Genomic DNA, 22,859 nt, shown 5'->3' with positions numbered 1-22,859 from the left:
CGATGACGATGTTCATGGACGTCCACCACGGGATGGCCGGCATCACCGCCGAACAGTTGAAGGCCGCCCACGAGGCGGACCTCGCGGTGCAGGACAGGGAAGGCGTGGAGTTCCGGCAGGCCTGGGCCGACCCGGAGTCCGGCACCGTCTACTGCCTGTCCTCCGCACCGTCCAAGGAGGCCGTCCAGCGCGTCCACGAGCGCACCGGACACCCCGCCGACGAGGTGCACCCCGTTCCGCTGCAGATCTGACCCGCTCGCCGCGGACGCGGTGAACAGGGATAGGGTCGGGTCGCGTGATCTTCGACGCCCTCGCCGCTGAGGCGATCCACGACCCGGCCCGACTGCGGGAGTTGTACGAGCAGCCGAGCCCGCTGGTGCAGCGCAAGCAGGTCGACCGCCTGCACGAGGCGGCCCGCCGGCTGATCGGCTGCGCCTCCCTGGTGTTCGTCGCCACCGCCGACGCGGACGGCAACTGCGACGCCACCCCGCGCGGCGGCCCGCCCGGGTTCGTCTCCGTGCTGGACGAGCGGACAATCGCCGTCCCCGACGCCACCGGCAACCGCCGGCTGGACAGCCTGCACAACATCGTCGCCACCGGAAAGGCCGGGCTGATCTTCCTGGCGCCGGGCCGGGCCGCCACCCTGCGCATCAACGGCCGGGCCTGCGTCAGCACGGACCCGCGGCTGCTGGAACAGCTCACCCCGGTCGGCAAGCCGCCGCGCAGCGCGATCGTGGTGTCCACCGACGAGGTCTACGGGCACTGCCCGAAGGCACTGCTGCGCAGCTCGGCCTGGAATCCCGAGCAGTGGCTGCCCGCCGACGCGATGCCCAGCTCCGCCGAGATCACCCTGTCCCACCTGGACGACCCGTCGCTGACGCTCGACCGGATCCTGGCCGCCGAGGAGGAGTCGCTGCGCCTGCGCTACGAGTGAGTCGGGGCCGGTCCGGGGGCGGGGCGGGGCTTCGTGCATGCTGGAGGGCACGGGGAAAGCCGCATAGGCAGAACTTTGGGGGGCCATAGCTTCGGCTTATGACGACATAAGCCGAAGCACCGTACCGGGCGCGCCCGCACGCCGGAAGGCTGGCGGTACGCGCCCAGAGCCGAACAGGAGTACCTGCCCATGTCCCGCCCCGTCCGGGTGGCCATCGTCGGTGCCGGCCCCGCCGGGATCTACGCCGCCGACGCGCTGCTGAAGTCCGAGCTGGCCACCGCCCCCGGTGTCTCCATCGACCTGATCGAGCGGCTGCCCGCCCCCTTCGGCCTGATCCGCTACGGCGTCGCCCCCGACCACCCGCGGATCAAGGGCATCGTCACCGCCCTCCACCAGGTCCTCGACAAGCCGCAGGTCCGCCTGCTCGGCAACGTCGACTACCCCGGCGACCTCTCCCTCGACGAGCTGCACCGCTTCTACGACGCCCTGGTCTTCGCCACCGGCGCCGAGGCCGACCGTGACCTGGCGATACCCGGCATCGAGCTCGACGGCTCCTACGGCGCCGCGGACTTCGTCTCCTGGTACGACGGCCACCCCGAGGTCCCCCGCGAGTGGCCGCTGGAGGCCGAGCAGGTCGCCGTCCTCGGCGTCGGCAACGTCGCCCTGGACGTCGCCCGGGTGCTCGCCAAGACCGCGGACGAGCTGCTGCCCACCGAGATCCCGCCGAACGTGTACGAGGGCCTGTCCGCGAACCGCGCCGTCGAGGTCCACGTGTTCGGCCGCCGCGGCCCCGCGCAGGCCAAGTTCTCCCCGATGGAACTCCGCGAGCTCGACCACTCCCCCACCATCGAGGTGATCGTCGACCCCGAGGACATCGACTACGACGACGCCTCGATCGCCACCCGGCGCGCCAACAAGCAGGCCGACATGGTCGCCTCGACCCTGGAGAACTGGGCGATCCGCGACATCGGCGACCGCCCGCACCGCATCCACCTGCACTTCTTCGAGAACCCCGTCGAGGTCCTCGGCGAGGACGGCCGGGTCGTCGCCCTGCGCACCGAGCGCACCGAACTCGACGGCACCGGCAACACCGTCGGCACCGGCGCCTTCCGCGAGTGGCCCGTCCAGGCGGTCTACCGCGCGGTCGGCTACCGCTCCGACGAGCTGCCGAAGCTGCCCTTCGACGCCCTCTCCTCGACCGTTCCGCACGAGGCGGGCCGGGTCCACGAGAACGGCGCCCACCTCCCCTCCGTCTACGTCACCGGCTGGGTCAAGCGCGGCCCCGTCGGCCTGATCGGCCACACCAAGGGCGACGCCAACGAGACCGTCGCCTGCCTCGTCGCCGACCACGCCTCCGGCCGCCTCCGCCCCGCCACCGAGCCCGCCGAGGACGCGGTGGTCGACTTCCTCCGCTCCCGCGGCGTCGACTTCACCACCTGGGAGGGGTGGCACCGGCTCGACGCCCACGAGAAGGCCCTCGGCGGTGCCTCGGGCCGCGAGCGGGTGAAGGTCGTGGACCGGGTGGCGATGCTCGACGCCTCGGCGAGCGACAGGGTTGCCGAGCGCAAGCCTCAGTAGCCAGCAGGCGCGAGAGCGGGCAGGCGCGCAAACAGGGGCGCGGGGAACTGCGCGACAAGCGCGGAACCCGTCCGCAAGGTCGCGATCAAGTGCAGGTCATTGTCCTGCGTCGCGATTTTGCGGTCGGGCGCCTTCCGCTTCGCGCAGTTCTCCCCCAGCCCTGGCGGGCCGGGAGGTACCCCCACGCGCCCCTGTCGGTGCATCCCTTACATCGTGATCACCTCTGTCGCCGCGTCCACGACCACCGGATCGTGGGTCGCCACCAGTGCCACGCAGCCGCGTGCGCGGGCGGTGCGGGCGATCAGGTCGGTGAGGGTGCCGGCCTGGTCGCGGTCGACGGCTGCGGTGGGTTCGTCGATCAGCAGGAGCTGGGGTTCGAGGAAGAGGGCGCGGGCCAGGGCGACGCGTTGCCTCTCGCCGCCGGAGAGCTGGTCCGCGCGGTGGCGCAGGCGGTGGCCGAGGCCGACGTCGCCGAGGGCCGTCTCCGCCGCGGCGCGCAGCCGCCTGGCGGGGCGCCCGGCGATGGACGCGGCCGCCAGCAGCTGTTCGACGGTGGTGAGTCCGCCGAGCAGGTTGCCGCTCTGGAACATGTAGCCGATCCGTTCGCGCCGGGCCTTGGCCCGCTCTCCGTCCCCGAGCTGCGCCAAGTCCGTGTCGCCGAGCAGCACTTGTCCGCTGTCGGGTCGCAGCAGCGCACCGGCCACGGCGAGCAGGGTGGACTTTCCGGAGCCCGACGGTCCGACCAGGGCGGTCAGCTCGCCGGGGCGGCACGCGGCGGAGACGTCTCGCAGGACGGGTGTCCTCGCGTCGCCGTGGCCGAGCGAGACGGACACCTGGCGCAGGGTGAGTGAGGTCATCGTCCGGCTCCCAGCATGGTCATCGGGTCGGCGGTGGCGACCCGGCGGAGGGTGAGGGCGGCGCCTGCGAGGGCGGCGAGGGCGACGGTGGCCATGGTCGCGGTGAGGGCCAGTCCGGGGAGGCTGAACGGGACTTCGGTGCCGACCAGGAGGCCGACGGCGGAGGCGAGTGCCGCGCCGGCCAGAGTGCCGCCGAGGACGACGGCCGCGGCCTGGACCAGGGTGTGTCCGAGGAGTCGGCGCCGGGAGGCGCCCATCGCGCGCAGCAGGGCGAGTTCGGGTTGCCGCTGGACGGTCCAGACGCCGAAGAACGCGCCGACCACCAGTGGGGCGATCAGGTACAGGAAGAACTGGATGGACGTCATGGTGACGCGTTCGCCGGTGTAGCCGGGCGCGGCGGCGTACGCGTCGGTCACCGCGACGGTCCTGGTCCCGAGCTCGCCGTCCGCGCCGTCGAGGTTCGCGGCGGACGCCGCCCGCAGGGCTATCGCGCTGTACTGCTGCGGCAGCCCGGCGGCGGGCGTGCTCGCGCCGGGGGCGGTGAAGCGGATCGCCTGCCAGGTGGCGGTGGTGACGTAGCCGGCCGGGACGTGGCCGTAGGAGGCGCGGCCGGTGATGCCGGTGACCTTGAGAGCGATGCCGAGCCGGTCGACGGTGAGGGTGTCGCCGATCGCGACGCCTTCTTCGGCGAGCTTCCGCGAGATCACCAACTGGCCGTCGCCGCCGAGGCGTTGACCGTCCTCGACGGCCGGGTCGAGGAACGAGCCGACCTCGACGCCGAACGCGGCGAGGTCGACCTCGGCGTGCCGGTCGGTGGTGCCGCGGGTGATGGTGACGCCGAGCGGGGTGGCCTGCACGCCGGGGCGCTGCTGCCAGCCGGCCAGCGTCTCGGCGGGGACGAGGCTGCGGGCGAACTGGTCGGATTTGGCGTCCGGGGAGAACGCCAGGTGGGTCGCGGGCAGGCGGCGCAGCGCGGAGACGGTGTCGTCGCCGAGTCCGGTGGTGAACCCGGAGACGATTCCGACCAGGGCGGCGACCAGCAGGACGACGCAGCCCATGAGCAGGAAGCGGCCGCGGGCGGCCTTGAGTTCGAGCAGGGCGAGGTACACCGTGCTCCTTCCGAGAGGCGAACAGTGATGGGGACAGTGCGTCCCCAAGATAAACATGGCGACACTGCGTCCCCAACACCGGGGGTACCGCCTTCTAGACTGTCGGGGTGCCGAAGATCAGCGCCGCCACGGTCGCCGACCATCGCGCCCAGCAGCGCCGGGCGCTGGTCGACGCTGCCCGCGAGCTGCTGGAGAGCGAGGGCGACGCGGCGGCCGTCACCTTCGCCGCGGTCGCCCGCCGCACCGGCCTGGCCCGCAACAGCGTCTACAAGTACTTCGCGGACCGCGCCGAACTGCTCTCGGCCGTGGTGCGGGAGTCCGCCCCCCGTTGGACGGAGCGCATCGCCGCCGCGATGGCCGCCGCCGACACCCCCGAGCAACGGGTCGCCGCCTACGTCCGCGCCCAGTGCGAGCTGGTCCGCGACGGCGAGCACCGCATCGCCCGCGCGCTGGCCGGCGACCGCGACGCCGCCGCCCTGCGCGAGGCCGCCGGCCACGCGCACCGCGAACTGCTCACCCCCCTGATCACCGCCCTCGTCGAACTCGGCGACGACAGACCGGAGTTCACCGCCCAACTCCTCCAGGGCCTGGTGAACGCGACCGTCACCGCCCTCGAATCCGGCGCCCCGTACGCCCCCACCACCGACCGCGCCACCACCATGGCCGTCGCCGCCCTCAGCGCGATCCGGGGCGCACGGCACAACCAGATGTGATCGCGGCCTTCCGCATGAGCGTCTCGCGCCCGCTCGGGCGACTGGCGCTGCGTCAGGCCCCGCACTCGCTCCTGTACTTCGCGGCCGCATGTTCAGCTCAGGACGCCCCTATCGCCGATCCGACGGGTCGTCATGCGCACTCTGCGGTTCCTGCTCATCGCTGCGGTCCTCGCGGCACTCCCCGGTGCGGCCGCGGCTGCACCGTAGGCTTCCGACACTTGCTGGTCACGTACGTCGCGCGGGTGTGCGACAAGTACGACGAGGTGATGGCCAACAAGGCCCGCAACAACATCCAGGAGTCGTTGCGGGATCTCGGCCCGGATTCGAACTACGCCCCCGGCGTGGCGGTTAATCCGACCACCGAGGCGGAGGGGACGCCCGTCCCGCCGTGCCGTCCGTTGCCCGGGTGGTCGTTCAGCACCGGGACGGGGTTCACCGCCAAGTCCCCGGCGACGCTCCAACTGACCGCCGTGACCATGCAGTTGCGGACCGGCATCACCACCCAGGACAGCACCCCGGAGCTGGACGCGCAGGGCAACCCGACCGGCCGCACGCTGGAGGGCGCGGTCACGGTGCAGTTGGACGCGAACGAGCTCGCGGCCGCCCGTGCCCGGCGGCCGGATCGACATCGAGAAGGTCACCGAGGGTGGCACCGGCACCTTCCGCTACACGATCAGCGCCGGCCCCGAGCCGCGGGACGAGAGCGTCGCGTTCCCGAACCCGCAGTCCGCCGTCGTCACCACCACCGCCGAGGGCACCCCGACCACCGCGCACCCCGCCGACGGTTCCTCCGGCCCGGCCGCCGACCTGCTCCCGGTCGGCCCCGGAGTGCGGTACGTCGTCCAGGAGTTGCTGCCGGCGCCGCCCGACGACGGCTGGTGGGAGCTGGAGGCCGCGGACTGCGGGCCCGGCCAGGGCCGGACGGACCTGGAGCAGGCCGTGGTCGAGGTGAACCTGACGGCCGACCACCCGACGCCGACCTGCCGGTTCACCAACCGGCTGCACCACTTCACCGGCCTGGACGTGGTCAAGGTGACCAGCGACGACACCGGGCTGCGCCCGGGCACCGCCCACCTGGACCTGCGGTGCCCCGCCTACGCCGAGCCGCTCGGCCTGGACGTCCCGCCGGGCACGGACCGCGGCGAGATCGAGGTGCGCACCTCCGTCCCGCCGGCCACCTGCGTCCTCACCGAGCCCGCCACCGGCGCGGCCGACGGCGTCACCGTCTTCACCAGCGCGGTGCTGACCAGCGACGACGGCAGCAGCACGCCGATCACGCTGGGCGAGGAGTTCACCGTCCCCGCCGAGCACACCTCGACGGTCACCGTCACCAACCGGATGACCCGCCGGGCCCCGTCGCAGTCGCCGTCCCCGTCGCCCACGCCGACTCCGACGCCGCCCCCGTCCGCCGGCGCCCCGGGCGGCCCGCAGCCGTCCGCCCCGGAGGGTCCCGGGTCGGAGGAGGTGGAGGGGACGCCCGGCCACCATGCGCTGCCCAGCACCGGCTCCTCGCCGCTGCCGCTGCTGGTCGCGGTGTCGGCCACCGTGCTGCTGATCGCCGGCGGCACCCTGTTCGCGGCGGCCCGCCGACGCCGGCACTGACGGCGCAGCCGACGAACCCTCACCCGCCCCGGGCCGCGTCGAGCGGTTCCGGGGCGGGTTGCAGTTCGGCCCGGCCGGCGGCGTCGGAGAGTTTGATCAGGACGGCGGTGAGCAGCCAGTTCGCGGTCAGCGAGGAGCCGCCCGCGGCGAGGAACGGCAGGGCCTTGCCGGTCAGCGGTATCAGCCCGGTGACGCCGCCGACCACCACGAAGACCTGGAGCGCCACGGCGGCGGCCAGGCCGGTGGCGAGGAGTTTGCCGAACGGGTCGGTGACGGCGACGGCGGTGCGCAGGGCGCGCTGCACGAACAGACCGTAGAGCAGCAGGACGGCCATGCCGCCGGCCAGGCCGAGTTCCTCGCCGATGGTGGTGAAGATGAAGTCGCTGCGTCCGGCGAAGCCGATCAGGAAGGGTTTGCCCTGGCCGAGTCCGGTGCCCAGCACCTGGCCGCTGCCGAGGCTGAACATCGCCTGTGCGGGCTGGTCGGAGACCAGGGCCGGGTTGTGCACCGGTTTGTAGTAGTCGAGCGGGTGCAGCCAGGCCTCGACCCGGCCGTGCACGTGCGGTTCCAGGTCGCCGACCACGGACGCGCCGGCGGCGGCCATCAGCAGGCCGATCAGCACCCAGCCGGTGCGTTCGGTGGCGGTGTAGAGCATCACCACGAAGACGCCGAAGAAGATCAGCGAGGTGCCGAGGTCGCGTTCGAAGATCAGCACCAGCAGGCTGATCACCCAGATCGCCAGCACCGGCCCGAGGTTGCGGCCGCGCGGCAGGTTCACGCCCCACACCTTGCGGCCGGTCAGCGCGAGCGCGTCCCGGTTGGCCGTCAGGTAGCCGGCGAAGAACACCGCGATGGCGACCTTGACGAACTCGTCGGGTTCGAAGGAGAGCCCGCCGAGCCGGATCCAGCGCTTGGCGCCGAAGCTGTCGCCGGGGAAGAACGCGGGCGCGGCCAGCAGCACCAGGGCGCCCGCCATGATCAGGTAGACGTACTTCTGGAACAGCCGGTGGTGCTTGACCGCCGCCAGCAGCACGGCGGCCGCCAGCATGGCGATCACCGTCCACTGCACCTGGCTCGGCGCGGCGGGGATCTTCTGCCAGTCGCCCTTGGCGGCGTGCCAGATCGCGTACGAGTGGTCGAGGCGGTCGAGCAGCACCAGGCCGAAGCCGGTGAGCAGCACCGCCAGCGCCAGGATCAGCGGGTCGGCGTAGGGGGCGAAGCGGCGGACGACGAGGTGCAGGACGGCGGCGAGGGCGGTCAGGCCTGCGCCGTAGGGAAGCAGGCCGGGCGGGAGGATGCCGCGCAGGGCGAGGTTCGCGGTGCACCAGCCGGCCAGGCAGACCGTCACGGCGAGGGTCAGCAGGCCGAGTTCGACGTTCCGGCGGTGTGCGGCGCGGCGGCTGCCGACACTGCGTTCGGTGCGTCCCACCCGGCCCCCCTCCCAGTAGATTTCTACAGGCGTGTAGAACTTCAATGCCGGATCCTCGCACGGACCCGGCGCTGCGACGACGCCGGGCACCCGCCTCCGGTTCCACCCGCCGGGCGGCGCGGCCGCAGAACGACCGAAGGAGAGCCACCGCCATGTCCCGTTCCGCGCCCTGGCACTGGTCGGCGCTGGCCGACACCTGGACCTTGGAGCCGGCCGTCGCCGCCCTGACCGTCCTGCTGGCCGGCAGCTACCTGGTGGGCGTCCGCCGCCGCGGCGGCTGGCCCTGGTACCGGACGGCGGCGTTCCTCGGCGGCCTCGCGGTGTGGGTGTGGACCACCAGTTCCGGCCTGGGCGTGTACGAGCGGGTGCTGTTCACCGACCGCGCCGTGCAGCTGGTGCTGTTGCTGATGCTGGTCCCGTTGCTGCTGGCGCTCGGCGCCCCCGTCTCGCTGTTGGCCGACACGCTGCCGGCGGCCGGCCGGGAGCGGCTGCGCGCGGCGCTCGGCGGCCGGGTCTCCCGGGTGCTGATGTTCCCGCTGGTGTCGACCGTGCTGCTGGTCGCCCCGCCGTGGCTGCTGTACTTCACGCCCTGGTACCGGGAGACGCTGACCAGCACCGCCGGGAACATCGGCTTCCACCTGCTGCTGGTGCTGCTCGGTCTGCTGTACTTCTGGCCGCGCCTGCAACTGGACCCGGTGGCGCACGAGTACCCGCTGCTGCTGAGCGTGGTGATCACCTTCGTCGAGGTGGTGTTCGACGCGGCGCTCGCCCTGGTGCTGCTGTACGGCGGCCGGCTGATCGCCGAACCGTACTACGCCTCGCTGGCGCGTGACTGGGGCCCCTCGCTCGCCCGGGACCAGTTCGTCGGCGGCAACGCGATCTGGATCCTCGGCGACCTGGTCGGCCTGCCGTTCCTGGTCGCGCTGATCCGCCGCCTGATCGTCACCGGCCGGGCCGAGACCGCCGCCGTGGACGCCGCGCTGGACGCCGCCGAACAGGCCGCCGAGCGGGCGGTGGACGCGGGCGAGGCCCCGGCGGGCGACCGGCCGTGGTGGCTGGACGACCCCAATCTGCGCCACCGCTACGGCGGCTGATCGACGTCCGGCCGGCCGGGTGAGACGCACGTCACCCGGCGCGCCCGGGAATGCACCTCCCGGCGGTCCGGTTGCACCCGACGTACGCTGAATACCCATGGGGGTATCGAAGCGCCCCAATTCGGACAACCGCGGCATCGACCAGAGAGGCTCGGCGACATGACCGACGACTTCACCGCCCTCCTGAACCACCCGTTCACGGACGCGGCCGACCGGGTCCGCGCGGCCCTCGCCGAGCAGGGCTTCGGCATCCTCACCGAGATCGACATGACCGCTACCCTGAAGGCCAAGATCGGCGTCGAGATGGAGGACTACCTGGTCCTCGGCGCCTGCAACCCGCCGATCGCGCACCGCGCCCTGGAGATCGACCGCCGGGTCGGCCTGCTGCTCCCGTGCAACGTGGTGGTGCGCGACATCGGCGGCGGCATCCTGGTCGAGGCCATGGACCCGCAGCTGATGGTGCAGTTCACCGGCCGTCCCGAGCTCGGCGCCGTGGCCGACGAGGCCGCCGCCAAGCTGCGCGCCGCGATGGCGGCCCTGAAGGCCTGACCCGCACACCCCGGCAGGGGGCGCCCCCACGCCCCCCGCCCCCCTTGCATTCACACCCCGGCCTCCGCCTGCCCCCGCATATACCCCCCTAGGTATTACCCTTGGATCGGCGGATCCCCCCGCCCGCTTGGAGAAACACCTGTGAACCGCTCCGCCCCCGCGCCGGCCGCCTCCGCGCCCCCGGCCGTCGCCCCGCCCCGGGACGGGCTGCTCGGCCGCCTCGGCGTCTGGTCCGTCCACCACTTCAAGACCGTGCTGGTCGGCTGGCTGATCGTGGTGATCGGCCTCGGCGCCTTCGCCCCCAAGGTCACCTCCGCGCTCTCCGGCGCGGGCTGGCAGGCCAACGGCTCGGACTCGGTGAAGGTCCGCACCCTCGCCGAGGAGCACTTCGCGGGCAACGCCTCCTCCGCGATCCAGATCGTGGTGCACGCCGACCGCCCGGTGACCGACCCCGGCGTGCAGCAGGTGGTCGACCGCGTCACCGCGCTGGCCGCCGCCGACTCCCGGATCTCCACCGTCGTCCCGCCGCAGCCCGGCGCGACCATCAGCCAGGACGGCCGCACGGCCGTGCTGCTGGCCGGCGCCAACGCCTCGCCGGACGACATGGTGCGCGCCGCCGACGACCTGAAGGAGCCGCTGCGCGAGCTGTCCGGCGGCGGCGTGGACGTCACCGCGACCGGTGCCTCCGTGCTGTGGAGCGACTTCAACACCGCCAACCACGACGCGATGATGAAGTCCGAGATCATGTCCTGGCCGGTCACCCTGGCCATCCTGGTGCTGGCGTTCGGCTCGCTGGTCGCCGCCGGACTGCCGCTGCTGCTGACCATGGCCGGCCTGGCCGCCTCGGCCGGCTCGCTGGTGCTGATCAGCCACCTGTTCCCGGTCTCCATCTGGGCGATGAACTTCGCCATGATGTTCGCCCTCGCGCTGGGCATCGACTACGCGCTGTTCCTGGTCGTCCGGTTCCGCGCCGCCCGGGCCAAGTCCGAACGCGGCAGCGACAGTTCACGGTCGGTCGCGGAAACCATGGACACCGCGGGCAAGGCCGTGCTGCTCTCCGGCGCCACCGTGCTGGTCAGCCTGTCCGCCGTGATGCTGGTCCCGTCCCCCGCGTTCCGCTCGATGGCCGGCGGCATCATGCTGGCCGTGCTGTTCGTGCTGGCCGCCACCCTGACCCTGCTGCCCGCCGTACTCGGCAGGCTCGGCCACCGCGTCGACGCCGTGTCGCTGCCCTGGGCCAAGCGCGAGGCGCAGACCTCGCCGCGGTTCGAGGCCTGGGGCGAGCGGCTGTGGAAGCAGCCGCTGCGCTGGGGCGCACTGGCCCTGGTCGCCCTGCTGGCACTGGCCGCGCCGGTGATCGGCCTGCGCACCGCGATGCCCTCGATCAACGTGCTGCCCGACGACGCCAGCGCCAAGGCCGGCTACACCGCCGTCCAGCAGGCGTTCGGCGACGGCGCCCCCGGCACCCTGCAGATCCTCACCCCCACCGACCAGGCCGCGGCCACCGCGCAGACCGTCGCCAACACGCCCGGGATCGCCGGCGTGATGCCCGCGATGCCGGCCGCCGACGGCGCGAACTGGTCGATGATCCAGGCCGTCCCGTCCGTCGACCCGTCCGACCCGCAGCTGGGCCACACCGTGAACACGCTGCGCGCCGAACTGCCCGATCACACCCTGGTCGGCGGCGCCGCGGTGGAGAACCTCGACCTGCAGCACCTGCTGACCGAGAAGACCCCGCTCGTGATCGGCGTCGTCATGGCGCTCGGCTTCGTGCTGCTGCTGCTCGCGCTGCGCGCCCCGCTGATCGCGGCACTCGGCACCGCGGCCAGCCTGCTGTCCACCGGCGCGGCGTTCGGCGTCGCCCGGCTGGTCTTCCAGGACGGCCACGGCTCAGGACTGCTGGGCTTCACCCCGCAGGGCTTCCTGGACGGCTGGGCGCCGGTGTTCTTCTTCGCGATGATCTTCGCGATCGCGATGGACTACACCGTCTTCCTGCTGGCCTCCGCGAAGGAGCAGTACGAGCGCACCGGCGACCCGCGCAAGGCGATGGTCGGCGCGCTGTCCCACTCCGGCCGGGTGATCTTCGCGGCGGCCGCCGTGATGGTCGCGGTGTTCTTCACCTTCGCCATCTCCGGCCCGCTGCCCCCCAAGGAGATGGGCATCGTGCTCGGCGTCGCCGTCCTGCTGGACGCCGCCCTGGTCCGCCTGGTCCTGCTGCCCGTCCTGCTCCGCCTGACCGGCCGCGCCGCCTGGCACACGCCCCGCTGGCTCGACCGCGTCCTCCCCAACATCCCCTTCTCGCACTCCTGACACCCCCTCCCCCGAAAGGACCCACCACCATGTGTCGTCGCATCACCTGCAAGACCTGCAACAAGCCCTCCTACGCCGGCTGCGGCATGCACGTCGAGCAGGTCCTCGCGGGCATCCCCAAGTCCCAGCGCTGCTCCTGCACCCTGGCCGACAAGGCCGCCTCGGGTTCGTGGCTGAGCCGGATCTTCGGCCGCTGAGCCCCGCCTCCGGCCGCTGAGCCCCGCCTCCGGCCGCTGAGCCCCCTCTCCGGCCGCCGACCCGGACCGCGCCCCCGCCCACCGTCAGGGCGGGGGCGCTCGGCGTTCCCGGGGGGTCAGACCCCGGCGGGCTCCGCGCTGTCGGGGGAGGCCGCCAGGACGCGTTCGGCCATCGCGGGGTCGAGGGCGGCGCGGACCAGGGCGTCGGCCAGTCGGTGGAGGTCGGCGGGGTCGATCAGGTCGGCGAGCTCGGCGGGGTCGGTGGGGAGGCCGAGGCGTTCCGCGCCGGCGGTGGCGCGGGGGTCGAGGGCGGGGCGCAGGTGCGGCCAGACCGCCTGGGCCTCGCGGCAGAACGCGGCCGCGCCGGCCGGGCCGATGCCGGGGAAGCGCTGCAGCAGGGCGCGGGTGCGCTCGGGGCGGCCCTGGGACGCGGCGGCGAGCTTGCGCAGGTCGCCGCCGTACTCGCCCTCGGCCAGCCGGGCGCATTCGCCGAGCCGGGTGGCGGTGCCGTCGGCGAAATGCTGGTAGCGGCCGGCGATCAGCGCGTCCTTGCGCTGCTGCCAGTCGAGTTCCAGCGTGCCGGCGGGCGTGCCGGCACCGGCCGCGACCAGGGAGGCCGTGCCGGTGACGGCGATCTCGGCCTGGATCCGGGCCGAGACCAGGTTGCTGAGCATCAGCAGTTGCCACAGTTCGGCGGGGCGGTCGGCGATCTCGATGCCTGCCTGTTCGGCGTGGGTGGTCCCTGCGTCCGCCACCAGCACCGCCACTCGTTGTCGCGCATCCATACCGGCCTCCCTGGGTCCCTTCGCTGACGAACCGTCAGCCCTCCGGCCCGACGGTACGCGGAGGGGGGCCCGGGCGGCCCGGAGGCACGCCGCGCAGGGGGTCAGTCCAGGAGCGGGGCGACCTCGGCCAGGGTGCGGACCCGGGGCACCTCGACGGCGACGCCGGTGGGCTCGCGCTCCAGCCAGATGCCGAGCAGCCCGGCCTCGGTGGCGGCCTGCGCGTCCACGTCCAGCCGGTCGCCGACGTACGCGGTGCGCCCGGGGGCGACGCCGAGGGTGCGGCAGGCCAGGTGGAAGATCGCCGGGTCGGGTTTGGCGCAGCCCGCCTCGGCGGAGGCGGTGGTGTGCGGGGCCAGGACGCCGAGGCCGACGGTGCGCAGCTTGTCGCGCTGTATGTCGCCCTCGCCGTTGGTGATCACGCCGAGCCGCCGCCCGGCCCCCAACTCGCTTATGGCGCGCGGCACTTCGGGGAACGCCCGCCAGGATCTCCGGTACCTGCGCAGGTAGCCGGCGAACCAGGCGTCGGCCTGTTCGTCCGACCACTCCCCCAGCCCGAGGTGCCGGGCCAGGCCGAGCGCGCGGACCCGGCGCTGCTCCTGCACCGTCAACTCGCCTGCCAGGTAGCGGTCGTACTCGCGCTGTTCCAGCTCCCGCCAGAACCGCAGCAGCCCGTCGCGGTCCAGCTCCCGCCCGGGGAGTTCGGCGGCCGCGCCGGCCAGCACGGCGGCCTCGGCCGCCCCGTCGTGGTCCATCAGCGTGCCGTCGAGGTCGAACAGCACCGCCTCGATGCGCATCCGCCCCTCCTCGGCCTGTCCTGCCTGCACCGTCACCCTATCCGGCGTGCCGACGGACCGTCACCAGGGCCCTGCCGGCAGGGGCCCGCGGGTCTGGAGCCGACCCTCCAGTTCCATGACGGCGGCCAGCAGTGCGCCGGGCCGGCGGGCGCCGTTGTAGTGGGACGGGTGCGACTCGACCTCGACGCCGACGGCCCGTTGCCCACTGCCGGACGGGACGACGCGGATGGCGGCGACCTCGTCCCCGGAGACGGCGAAGTGCAGGTGCAGGACGCCCTCTTCGGCCCGGGCCACCCAGCGCGCGGCCCGGTAACCGACCCGGTAGCGGTTCCACTGCTCCTCGGGGAAGTGCATCGCCTCCGGGACGGGGTGGGGCCGGGGCAGCCGCATCCGGGTGAGGTGCGGCAGCGGCGCGGGAATGCCGCCGGGGGCGGGGAACGCCCAGCCCGGCAGCGGTTCGCGGGCGTCCAGCCAGGCGGCGGGGATGCCGGCGGCGCCGGTGCGGGCGGCGACCACGCCGCCGGTGATCGCGGCGACGGTGTCCATGTCGCCGCCGGCGCCGATCGCCGACCGGACGGCCGTCGGGTAGTCGTCGAGCCACCGGGCGGCGCACCAGAGCGCGAGCGGGACGGTGTCGAGGGCGCTGGTGCGGCTGCCGTTGCCGAGCACGGCCGCGACCTCGCGGGCGTCGCTGCGGTCGAGCAACTGCCGGGCCTGGTACAGGCCGTCGCGGACGACGCCGTACGGGGTGAGGTCGGCGACGGCGGACAGGAAGCGCTCCGCGGTGAGCGGCTCGGTGCGGCAGCGCACCGCGTGGGCGGCGGCGACGGCCACCGCGATCGCGCCGTCCACCGCGTCCGGGTGGGTGTGGGTGATCACGGCGGTGTCTGCGGCCGGCCGGACGACGGCGGCCGGGTCCTCGGCGTACGCGGCGCCCAGCGGGGCCACCCGCATGGCCGCGCCGTTGCCGAACGAGCCCTGGCCGTCGAAGAGTTCGGCCGCCAGCCGGCGGGCGTCGCCGCCCTCCCGGATCAGCCGCAGCAGGCGGTTCGCGGCGGGCCCGTAGCCGCGGTCGAAGTCGTGGCGGTACGCGAAGGCGTGGGTGAGGTCGTAGCTGTCGACGGCGCCGCGCTCGGTCTGCGCGGCGTACACCGAGCAGGCCATCTCGGTGTCGTCGGTCCACGGCCAGGGGCCGGGCGGGACGGTGCCCGCGGCGAAGTGGGCGCGGGCGGTGGCGGGGACGAAGAACTGGGCGCCGAGGGCGTCGCCGACGGACAGGCCCTGGAGGGCGTCGAACGCGGGGCCGGTGTGCGGGGCAGGCGTGGTCATATGGCCCCCACCGAAGCGCGCCGGGCGCCGGTCCGTCAAGTCCGGCCCGGTGGGCGGTAATTCATTTGCGACACCGCGTGGACCGATCGAGAATCCGCTCCCATGAGTGTCCTTTCCGAGCAGCAGATCGAGCGTTTCGTCACGGACGGCTTCGTCCGCCTGGAGGGTGCGTTCTCGCCCGAACTGGCCGCCGGGTGCCGGGAGTTCCTGTGGCAGGAGATGGGCCTCGACCCGGCCGATCCGGCGGGCTGGACGCAGCCGGTGGTGCGCCTGGAGGGGTTCGGGCAGGAGCCGTTCCGGCGGGCCGCGACCACCGAGCGCCTGCACGGCGCGTTCGACCAACTGGTCGGCGCGGGCCGCTGGACGCCGCAGCCGTGGCTGGGCAGCTTCCCGATCCGCTTCCCGCACCCGGACGACCCGGGCGACGCCGGCTGGCACATGGACGCGAGCTTCACCCCGGACGGCGAACAGGGCTACTGGCTCAACCTGGTCTCGCACGGCCGGTCGTTGCTGATGCTGTTCCTGCTGTCCGACGTGGACGAGGCGAACGCGCCGACCCGGATCAAGGTCGGCTCGCACCTGGACCTGCCGCGCCTGCTGGAGCCGGCCGGGGACAAGGGCGTGGAGATGTTCGCGTTCTGCGCCGAACTCGACCGGGCCGGAGTGCTCGACAGCCCCGAGCGGGAGACCGCCCTCGCCACCGGACGGGCGGGGGACGTGTACCTGTGCCACCCGTTCCTGATCCACGCCGCGCAGCCGCACCACGGCACCGAGCCCCGCTTCCTCGCCCAGCCGGCGCTGCTGTCCACCACCGACCTGGTGCTGGAGCGCGCGGACGGGGCGTACTCGCCGGTGGAACGCGCCGTCCGGCTCGGCCTGGGTCGCGCGTGACGCCGTCCCCTCCTGCGATGATCAAGGCAGGTTCGCGGAAGGGGAAGCCATGATCGGCGTGTTGCTGGTGGTCGTACTGCTGCTGGTGGTGGGCGGCTGCGGCTGCGTGGTGTGGGCCGAGCGCGGCGGGCCCGCGTGGGTCCGTGCCGTGTCGCGGGCGACGCTCGGCGCGGGCGAGGTGACCCGGCGGGCCGCGCGTCGCCGGGCGATCGAGCAGCGCCGCCACCGGAACGACTCGGGCGACACGGACTGAGACCGACGGCGCGTCAGTCCGCGATCCCCAGTGGGTCGGGGGCCTCGGCAAGCAGCTGCGGGCCGTTCTCGGCGACCCGGTTGACGGCCGTGGGCACCGCCCGGACCAGGATGTTGCCGTCGGCGGGCTGGTGCAGCAGGTGGTGCAGGTCGGCCCGGTCGCTGTGCGCCGGGTCGAGCCAACTGTCCACGTCCTGGCGGGTGATGGTGAGCGGCATCCGGTCGTGCACCCGCCCCGCGCTGTCGGTGGCGTCGGTGGTCAGGATGGTCGCCGTCGCCAGCCAGGCCGCCGGGTCGTCCTCCGGCAGGCTCGCGTCCCGCCAGAACTCGTACAGCCCGGCCATCAGCATCAGCTCGCCGGTGCTCAGGAAGTACGGCTGCTTGTACGCCTTGCGGCCGTCGCCCGCCGGGACGGGCCGCCACTCGTAGTAGCCGTCGGCGGGGATCACGCAGCGCCGGGCGGCGAACGCCTTGCGGAACGAGGGCTTCTGGTCGACGGTCTCCGAACGGGCGTTGATCAGCCGGGCCGCGCCGGAACGGTCCTTCGCCCAGGACGGCACCAGGCCCCAGCGCAGCGTCCGCAGCTGGCGCACCACCTCGCCGGTGTCGTGGTCGACCCGTTCCAGCACCGCCGGGATCGGGTCGGTCGGCGCGACGTTCCAGCTCGGCGCGAGCGCCTCGGTGGGGTTCCAACGCGCGACGTCGAGCAGGGCGACCAGGTCACCGGGCTCGGTGGTGGAGACGAAGCGACCGCACATGCGCCCCACCCTGCCACCGAACCCCGACAACCGCACGCACCCCACGCGATCCTGGACGACTCAGGAGTAGAAGTTCCGGTCCCAGCGGTGTCCGGCCAGCACCTTCAACTCGCCCTCGCCGAGCGGCACTCCGTCACCGACCGCGGCGTTGCGCTCGACGTTGCGCACCGAGCGCATGCCGGGGATCACGGTGGACACCGCGGGCTCGCTCAGCACGAACCGCAGCGCCGCCTCCGCCAGCCCGTCCGCCCCGATGCCCAGGTCGGCGGCGATCGCGGCGGCCCGGCGCTCGACCTCCGCCAGCCGGTCGCCCCGGAAGTAGCGCTGCCGGAAGTCGCCGTCCGGGAACACCGTGTCGGGCGTCAGCCGGCCGGTCAGCCCGCCCTCGTCCAACGCGACCCGGACGATCACCCCGACGCCGTGCTCCTGGCAGGCCGGGAACAGCTCGTCCAGCGGCGACTGGTCGAAGACGTTGAAGATCACCTGCACCGCGTCCACCACGCCACTGCGCACCAACTCCACGGCGCTGTGCGGCTCGTGGTCGTTGACGGAGACGCCGAACAGGCCGATCAGCCCCTCCTCCTTGAGCTCGGTGACGGTCTCCAGCCAGTCGCCGCGGCCCATCCACTCGTCGTGCCAGACGTGGAACTGCACCAGGTCGAACCGCTCCAGCCCACTGGCCCGCAGCGAGGTCTGCACGCTCTCCCGGATGTGCGCTCCCGGGAAGGTCTCCGCCGGGTCCACCCCCGGACGGGCCGGCCACTGCCGGTTCAGCGGCGGCACCTTGGTGGCCACCCGCACCTGCTGCCCGGCCGCGGCGCGCTCCCGCACCACCTTGCCCACCAGCCGCTCGCTCTCGCCGTACCCGCGGGCGGTGTCGATGAAGTTCACCCCCAGGTCGATCGCCCGGTGCAGCGCCGCCAGCGACTCGTCCTCCCGCGCCCCGATCCAGCCCGACGCGCCGATCCCCCACGCCCCGAAGCCGACCTCCGACACCTCGACCCCGCTGCGCCCCAACTGCCGGTACCGCATTCGCCGTTCCTCCTCCGCGCCGAAAGTCCCTCAGCTCGCGACGATAGGCGGCGGGGCCGCCGGAAGCCAGTGGAATCCGGTCCTCCCGAACGGGAGGACTACACTCCGCGCCATGACCGTCCCCCCGCCGCTGTCCGCCCTGGGCCCGTACTTCGCGACCCTCGCCGGCGACCCGCCCACCGGGTTCCGGCCGCTGTACGAACTGTCCGCCCCGGACGGCCCGTTGGCGGCCCGGATCGCCGAGGTGGCCCGACTGCTGGGCACGGACGAGACCCGCGTCGCCGCCTCCACCGCCCACCTGGGCCTGGCCGCCCGCCTCTGGTCGGTCGCCCTCGGCGCCGCCGTCACCACCGGACGCCTTCCCGACCTGGACGCCGCCCGGTTCGCCCTCCCGCCCGAGGGCCCGTTCGACCTCTGGCTGCCCGACCCGCTCGGGCCCGAAGCCACCCCGGCCGCGCTCCACGTCCTGGTGATGGACCGCCACCTGCACCCCCTCGCCGATGCCGTCCGCGCCCTCACCCCACTCGCCCCGGGCCTCCTGGCGGGCAACGCCGCCTCCGCGCTGGTCGGCGCCGCCCGCCAACTCGCCACCGTCCCACCCCTCCGCACCCCCGCCACTGCCCTGGCCCGCGCCCTCCTCGCCTCCCCCGCCCTCGCCCCCACCGGCACCCCCACCCCGCCCCCCGCTCCCCTCGCCTTCCGCCGCACCTCCTGCTGCCTCTACTACCGCACCCCGTCGGGCGGCCTCTGCGGCGACTGCGTCTTCACCCGGGCCCCGAAGTCCCGCCGCTGACGGGAGACTTCGACGAGCGAAGGCCCGGACCGTCGGACGGTCGCGTCTGCCGCCGGGTGCCGCAGCCGTTCCCCGCACGGCTTCCCTGGCCGTCCCGGTCGTGAGCGACCGGCTGCGTCGGCTCGCGCAGCACGGATGGGCGTGGCGGACTCGTGGCCGATCCGGCTGCCACGGCCGACTCGGTGCGACTCGTCCCGGAGCCCGCCGGCGGCGGGCCGCAGTGGCGGAAGCGAAGCCTGCCGGCGGCAACCGGCCGCAGTGGCGAAGGAGGTACTGGCCGGCGCGGGCCCCTTCCACCGACGGGCCGGCACGTGCTCGGGTCCGCCCGCGTGCAGGTCATCGCCCGCGTCGCGATCCTGCGGTGCGGTGCGTCAACCCTTCGCGCAGTTCCCCGCCCCCGGTTGTGCTCCCCCGCGCCCGGGCGTCATTCCCTTGCGGCTTCGGCGACCAGGGCGCCGATGCGGTCGACCGCCGTTGCGGGGCCGGGGAAGAAGCGGTTCCTGGTGAGGGCGAAGGAGAGCCCGGTGGCCGGGTCGGCCCAGGCCGCGCTGCCGCCCATGCCGGGCATGCCGAAGACGGTCGAGGTTCGGTGAGGGTCGGCGCCGGGGCGGCCCAGGTTGTAACCGAGGGCGCGGGGGGTGGGGAAGCCGACCATCCGGTCGGTCTCGGCGGTGGCGAGTGCGGTGATCTCGCGCAGGCGCGCTTCGGGGAGCAGGCGGACGCCGTCCACCTCGGTGAGCAGCGCGGCGTACATCCGGGCCACCGCGCGGGCGGACATGGTGCCGCCGGAGGGGATGTCGGCGGTGAGCACTAGGGAGTCGTTGCCGTAGGCCGCGCTGGGGGTGAGGGCGGGCGGGGTGGCCTTGAACAGGGGCAGGTCGGCGGGCATGGCCGCCATCGTCTCGGCGCTGCCGGGGGCGTCCTCAAGTCGGGCGAGCCGGCCGAGCGCGGAGGCGGGGACGCCGAAGTACAGCTCGTCGGCGATGCCCAGCGGCGCCGCCACCTCTTCCCGGAGCACCTGCGAGATCCGTCGGCCGGTGGCTCGGCGGACCACTTCGCCCAGCACGTATCCCCAGGTCACCGCGTGGTAGCCGGTGCGGGTTCCGGGCTCCCACCAGGGCTCGGAGTCGGCGATCAGGGCGCACATGCCGTCCCAGTCGGCCAGGTCCGGCGCCGTGAGGTGGGCGGGGACGGCAGGCACGCCGATCGAGTGGGTCAGCGCGTGCCGGAGGGTCGCCTTCTCCTTGCCGTGGGCGCCGAACTCCGGCCAGAGCTCCACGATCGGCGTGTCGTAGTCGAGGGCGCCGCGCTCCGCGAGGACGTGCACCACGGTCGCCGTGACGCCCTTGCCGGTGGAGGCGCTGAAGAACGGGGTGTCCGAGGCGACCGGACGGCCGGTGGCCGGGTCGGCGACGCCCGCCACCGCGTCCACCGCCTTCTCGCCGTGCCGGTACACCGCGACCTGGATGCCCAACTCCTCGCCGGACTCCACCAGTTGGTCAATGGCCTGCTGGACGAGCTGCTGCATGACGTGGCGCCTTCCCAGTTCTCGACTGCGGTGCTCACGGGCACCGTTCGCCCGACGGTCGAGGCCGCCGGGCGGATCTCTACATCACCGGCATCGCCACCTCACCGGCCCGAGACTTCCGCGCCGGCGAGCTGGGCGGCGAGGACGGCGGGCGCCTCGGCCAGCGAGGGCCCGTACCAGGTGAGATGGCGGCCGCTCAGCAGCGCGTACGGGAGGCCGGGGAACGCCTCCGGGCCGTCGGCGGCGGTGAAGCGGTACGGCTCGTCCGGGAGCGCCAGCAACTCGGCGCCGGCGTGAAGGAGTTCGGGGAGCGGGATGCGGGGGTACCGGCCCGGGTGGCCGGCGGTCACGACGGTGACGCCGAGGCGCCGGAGCAGGTCGGCGGCGAAGGTGTCCGCACCGAGCACCATCCACGGCCGCCGCCAGATCGGCACCACCGCCCGCACTCCCGCCGCCGGGTCCGGCACCCTCCCCCAGGCCTGCCGCGCCGCCGACAGCCAGGCGGGCTCCGGCAGTTGGCAGACTTCGACCAGCAGGCGACGCAGCGAGTCGAACGCCTGGTCGAGGTCGCGGATCCGGGTCGTCCACACGGCCAGGCCGGCCGCCCGCAGCGCGGCGAGGTCCGGGGCGCGGTTCTCCTCCTCGTTGGCGATCACCAGATCGGGACGGAGCGTGACGATCCGCAGCACGTCCAGGTTCTTGGTGCCGCCGATCCGGGGCACGTCCAGCTCGGCGGGGTGGGTGCACCAGTCAGTGGCGCCGACCAGCAGGCCGGGCGCGGTGGCGGCCACCGCCTCGGTGAGCGAGGGGACCAGCGAGACGATCCGACGGACCTCCCCGAGCCGTACCGCGCATCCCTCGCCGTCCGTCAACTCCCTTGTAGCACACATGAAGGCCACGGTACCGCCGCCGTCCGAGGGTCACCCGGCCGGGGCGCGGCGGCCCCGCCGCACGCCCCCGCCAGAGCCAATCGGACGTGCACGGATTTATTTCGCCGATCTCACCGCGCGCCCCCTCGACAGCTGACCTAGCGTGGGTCTCGCCCCGGTCGGACGGGGATCTGCAGGTGGGCGCCCCCTGTCAAACCAATCACTCTCGGTCACATCTCAGTGAAAGTGGAAAGACATGGCATTCGGAAAGATGCTCGGCACCATCGGCGTTGCGTCGGCCCTCGCGTTCACGGCCCTCGGCGCGGTCGGCTCCGCCGCCTACGCGGACACCGCACCGGCCGCCCAGCCCGCGACCCAGACCGCGGTCGTGCCGGCGGCCGACGCCGCCGCGGACGTCCAGACCCCGGCGATCACGCTGGCGAAGCCGACCAACAAGCCGGCCATCCACGCCGACGGGACGGTCACGAGCATCGCGCCGCTGAACCTCGCCTGCGGCAACTTCGTGTTCAGTGGAGCTTCCTTCCTGGAGACCTGCAACGGCCCGCTCTGGCAGCCGTTCGTGGACTGCTCGGACGGCAACCGCTACGTCTCCACCGTCGCGTTCTCCGGCCTCTTCCGCGTCCGCCTGGTCTGCCCGGTCGGCGTGGCCGTCGGCGGCGGCGCCTTCGACCTGTCGTAAGCACCTGGCGACACCGGCGACGTGAGCCCAGGCCGCCGGCCCTGCCTCCGGGCACGGCCGGCGGCCTGACCCCTGTTCGCCCCGCCACCGTCAACCCGCTTGCGCCGCACCCCACTTCCCCGGACGAACGGAGCCACCCCGAATGGAACGCCGAATCAGCATCGCACTCACCGCCCTGGCGGCCACCGCCGCCGCCCTCCTCCCGACCGCCGCGACCGCGGACCCCGCCGGCCCGACGGCGACCCGCCCCGTCGCCGCGCCGAACCCGGACTTCGCCGTCCAGTGCGCCACCACCGGCGGCGGCGTCCAGCAGATCGAGAGCTGGGTGTTCGTCCCGGCCCCCTCGACCGACGGACGCACCGTCACGGCCACCCACCGGACCAGCTACAGCGGCTGCTCCGGCAGCGCCAAGAGCACCCTGAACCAGAACACGCCCGTCCAGTGGACGGCGAGCTGCACCGACCCCTTCCCCGCGTCCGGCACCGAGACCGTCACCTACGTCTGGGACTCCGGCGACAGCACCACCGTCACCTACGACAAGGTGACGACGACCAAGGACGCCGGCGGCAACGTGATCCGCTTCCGCACCGTCAGCACGGGCACCGTCACCGACGGCAGCGGCATCGGCAAGGCGGTCAGCCGCTCCACCCTGTTCGACCCGGTCGGCTCCGGCTGCGACCAGGACAGGACCGAAGTCTTCGGCACCACCGACCGGTTCAGCATCGGCTGAGCCCCGCCCGAACTGCGGCGACACCG

25 protein-coding genes are annotated in these 22,859 nt (G+C 73.7%); 14 read left to right on the top strand and 11 right to left on the bottom strand.

Annotation, left to right across the window (positions count from 1 at the left end; all coding sequences use genetic code 11):
• Positions 1–2: 2 nt before the first annotated feature.
• The 3 genes from ACI1MP_RS31765 to ACI1MP_RS31755 all read left to right on the top strand — a co-directional run bounded on the left by ACI1MP_RS31765 (position 3) and on the right by ACI1MP_RS31755 (position 2,512).
• Positions 3–251, top strand: a complete 249-nt coding sequence (locus tag ACI1MP_RS31765; protein WP_380333601.1) for an SCO4226 family nickel-binding protein — start codon at positions 3–5, stop codon at positions 249–251.
• Positions 252–295: 44 nt separating this feature from the next.
• Positions 296–934, top strand: coding sequence for an MSMEG_1061 family FMN-dependent PPOX-type flavoprotein (locus ACI1MP_RS31760; protein WP_404870117.1), 639 nt, complete (start codon positions 296–298; stop codon positions 932–934).
• A 189-nt stretch (positions 935–1,123) separates the two neighbouring features.
• A complete protein-coding gene (locus tag ACI1MP_RS31755) occupies positions 1,124–2,512 on the top strand; it encodes an FAD-dependent oxidoreductase (protein ID WP_404870116.1) in 1,389 nt (462 codons plus the stop codon).
• 206 nt (positions 2,513–2,718) lie between these two features.
• Here the strand turns inward: ACI1MP_RS31755 and ACI1MP_RS31750 are convergent, their stop codons facing one another.
• Positions 2,719–3,369: an ABC transporter ATP-binding protein gene (locus ACI1MP_RS31750; RefSeq protein ID WP_404870115.1), complete on the bottom strand. Its 651-nt coding sequence runs from the start codon at positions 3,367–3,369 to the stop codon at positions 2,719–2,721.
• On the bottom strand, positions 3,366–4,478 hold the full coding sequence (locus ACI1MP_RS31745; RefSeq protein ID WP_387998737.1) for an ABC transporter permease: 1,113 nt from the start codon (positions 4,476–4,478) through the stop codon (positions 3,366–3,368). The genes ACI1MP_RS31750 and ACI1MP_RS31745 overlap by 4 nt, the downstream gene beginning before the upstream one ends.
• 107 nt (positions 4,479–4,585) lie before the next feature.
• Between ACI1MP_RS31745 and ACI1MP_RS31740 the strand changes: the two genes are divergently transcribed.
• Positions 4,586–5,191 (top strand): TetR/AcrR family transcriptional regulator, encoded by a 606-nt coding sequence (locus ACI1MP_RS31740; protein WP_404870114.1) that lies wholly within the window; start codon positions 4,586–4,588, stop codon positions 5,189–5,191.
• A 328-nt stretch (positions 5,192–5,519) separates the two neighbouring features.
• On the opposite strand, the gene ACI1MP_RS31735 is transcribed toward ACI1MP_RS31740, so the two are convergent.
• Complete coding sequence (locus ACI1MP_RS31735; RefSeq protein WP_404870113.1) at positions 5,520–5,762, bottom strand: hypothetical protein; 243 nt, start codon at positions 5,760–5,762, stop codon at positions 5,520–5,522.
• A gap of 35 nt (positions 5,763–5,797) precedes the next feature.
• Between ACI1MP_RS31735 and ACI1MP_RS31730 the strand changes: the two genes are divergently transcribed.
• Positions 5,798–6,793: an LPXTG cell wall anchor domain-containing protein gene (locus ACI1MP_RS31730; RefSeq protein WP_404870112.1), complete on the top strand. Its 996-nt coding sequence runs from the start codon at positions 5,798–5,800 to the stop codon at positions 6,791–6,793.
• A gap of 19 nt (positions 6,794–6,812) precedes the next feature.
• Here the strand turns inward: ACI1MP_RS31730 and ACI1MP_RS31725 are convergent, their stop codons facing one another.
• Complete coding sequence (locus ACI1MP_RS31725) at positions 6,813–8,222, bottom strand: FtsW/RodA/SpoVE family cell cycle protein (protein WP_380333608.1); 1,410 nt, start codon at positions 8,220–8,222, stop codon at positions 6,813–6,815.
• A gap of 152 nt (positions 8,223–8,374) precedes the next feature.
• On the opposite strand from ACI1MP_RS31725, the gene ACI1MP_RS31720 reads away from it, so the two are divergent.
• From ACI1MP_RS31720 to ACI1MP_RS31705, 4 genes are all read left to right on the top strand, one after another.
• Complete coding sequence (locus tag ACI1MP_RS31720; RefSeq protein ID WP_380333609.1) at positions 8,375–9,316, top strand: cytochrome c oxidase assembly protein; 942 nt, start codon at positions 8,375–8,377, stop codon at positions 9,314–9,316.
• A gap of 159 nt (positions 9,317–9,475) precedes the next feature.
• Positions 9,476–9,865, top strand: coding sequence for a DUF302 domain-containing protein (locus ACI1MP_RS31715; RefSeq protein WP_380333610.1), 390 nt, complete (start codon positions 9,476–9,478; stop codon positions 9,863–9,865).
• 141 nt (positions 9,866–10,006) lie between these two features.
• Complete coding sequence (locus ACI1MP_RS31710; RefSeq protein WP_404870111.1) at positions 10,007–12,175, top strand: MMPL family transporter; 2,169 nt, start codon at positions 10,007–10,009, stop codon at positions 12,173–12,175.
• 29 nt (positions 12,176–12,204) lie between these two features.
• The gene (locus tag ACI1MP_RS31705; RefSeq protein ID WP_404870110.1) at positions 12,205–12,372 is read left to right on the top strand and encodes a hypothetical protein; all 168 of its coding nucleotides are present in this window, start codon (positions 12,205–12,207) and stop codon (positions 12,370–12,372) included.
• A 116-nt stretch (positions 12,373–12,488) separates the two neighbouring features.
• Here ACI1MP_RS31705 and ACI1MP_RS31700 read toward each other — a convergent pair whose 3' ends face one another.
• The 3 genes from ACI1MP_RS31700 to ACI1MP_RS31690 all read right to left on the bottom strand — a co-directional run bounded on the left by ACI1MP_RS31700 (position 12,489) and on the right by ACI1MP_RS31690 (position 15,280).
• Positions 12,489–13,157, bottom strand: coding sequence for an endonuclease (locus ACI1MP_RS31700; RefSeq protein ID WP_380333612.1), 669 nt, complete (start codon positions 13,155–13,157; stop codon positions 12,489–12,491).
• Between the two features lie 101 nt (positions 13,158–13,258).
• Positions 13,259–13,951 carry an HAD family hydrolase gene (locus ACI1MP_RS31695; RefSeq protein ID WP_404870109.1) on the bottom strand — a complete coding sequence of 231 codons (693 nt, stop codon included), beginning with the start codon at positions 13,949–13,951 and terminating at the stop codon, positions 13,259–13,261.
• Positions 13,952–14,011: 60 nt separating this feature from the next.
• Positions 14,012–15,280, bottom strand: coding sequence for an ADP-ribosylglycohydrolase family protein (locus tag ACI1MP_RS31690; RefSeq protein ID WP_404870108.1), 1,269 nt, complete (start codon positions 15,278–15,280; stop codon positions 14,012–14,014).
• A 102-nt stretch (positions 15,281–15,382) separates the two neighbouring features.
• Here ACI1MP_RS31690 and ACI1MP_RS31685 point away from each other — a divergent pair, with 102 nt between their 5' ends.
• Complete coding sequence (locus ACI1MP_RS31685) at positions 15,383–16,171, top strand: phytanoyl-CoA dioxygenase family protein (protein WP_380333615.1); 789 nt, start codon at positions 15,383–15,385, stop codon at positions 16,169–16,171.
• A gap of 49 nt (positions 16,172–16,220) precedes the next feature.
• Complete coding sequence (locus ACI1MP_RS31680) at positions 16,221–16,424, top strand: hypothetical protein (protein ID WP_404870107.1); 204 nt, start codon at positions 16,221–16,223, stop codon at positions 16,422–16,424.
• 13 nt (positions 16,425–16,437) lie between these two features.
• Here ACI1MP_RS31680 and ACI1MP_RS31675 read toward each other — a convergent pair whose 3' ends face one another.
• Both ACI1MP_RS31675 and ACI1MP_RS31670 read right to left on the bottom strand, forming a co-directional pair.
• Positions 16,438–17,181: an SOS response-associated peptidase gene (locus tag ACI1MP_RS31675; protein ID WP_404870106.1), complete on the bottom strand. Its 744-nt coding sequence runs from the start codon at positions 17,179–17,181 to the stop codon at positions 16,438–16,440.
• A gap of 60 nt (positions 17,182–17,241) precedes the next feature.
• Positions 17,242–18,213 carry an aldo/keto reductase gene (locus ACI1MP_RS31670; protein ID WP_404870104.1) on the bottom strand — a complete coding sequence of 324 codons (972 nt, stop codon included), beginning with the start codon at positions 18,211–18,213 and terminating at the stop codon, positions 17,242–17,244.
• 112 nt (positions 18,214–18,325) lie between these two features.
• On the opposite strand from ACI1MP_RS31670, the gene ACI1MP_RS31665 reads away from it, so the two are divergent.
• Positions 18,326–19,006 carry a (2Fe-2S)-binding protein gene (locus tag ACI1MP_RS31665; RefSeq protein ID WP_404870103.1) on the top strand — a complete coding sequence of 227 codons (681 nt, stop codon included), beginning with the start codon at positions 18,326–18,328 and terminating at the stop codon, positions 19,004–19,006.
• A gap of 424 nt (positions 19,007–19,430) precedes the next feature.
• Here ACI1MP_RS31665 and ACI1MP_RS31660 read toward each other — a convergent pair whose 3' ends face one another.
• Entirely contained in the window at positions 19,431–20,534 is a 1,104-nt protein-coding gene (locus tag ACI1MP_RS31660; RefSeq protein WP_404870101.1) for a serine hydrolase domain-containing protein, read from the bottom strand.
• Positions 20,535–20,635: 101 nt separating this feature from the next.
• Positions 20,636–21,424, bottom strand: a complete 789-nt coding sequence (locus tag ACI1MP_RS31655; RefSeq protein WP_404870100.1) for a helical backbone metal receptor — start codon at positions 21,422–21,424, stop codon at positions 20,636–20,638.
• A 235-nt stretch (positions 21,425–21,659) separates the two neighbouring features.
• On the opposite strand from ACI1MP_RS31655, the gene ACI1MP_RS31650 reads away from it, so the two are divergent.
• Positions 21,660–22,103, top strand: coding sequence for a hypothetical protein (locus ACI1MP_RS31650; RefSeq protein WP_380333622.1), 444 nt, complete (start codon positions 21,660–21,662; stop codon positions 22,101–22,103).
• Positions 22,104–22,245: 142 nt separating this feature from the next.
• Entirely contained in the window at positions 22,246–22,833 is a 588-nt protein-coding gene (locus ACI1MP_RS31645) for a hypothetical protein (RefSeq protein WP_404870099.1), read from the top strand.
• The last annotated feature ends 26 nt before the right edge of the window (positions 22,834–22,859 follow it).

The sequence above is a fragment of the Kitasatospora griseola genome, from assembly GCF_044999035.1.
Taxonomy (GTDB): domain Bacteria; phylum Actinomycetota; class Actinomycetes; order Streptomycetales; family Streptomycetaceae; genus Kitasatospora; species Kitasatospora griseola.
Note: the sequence above shows the minus strand (reverse complement) of the source record. Positions and strands in the feature narration are given on the sequence as shown.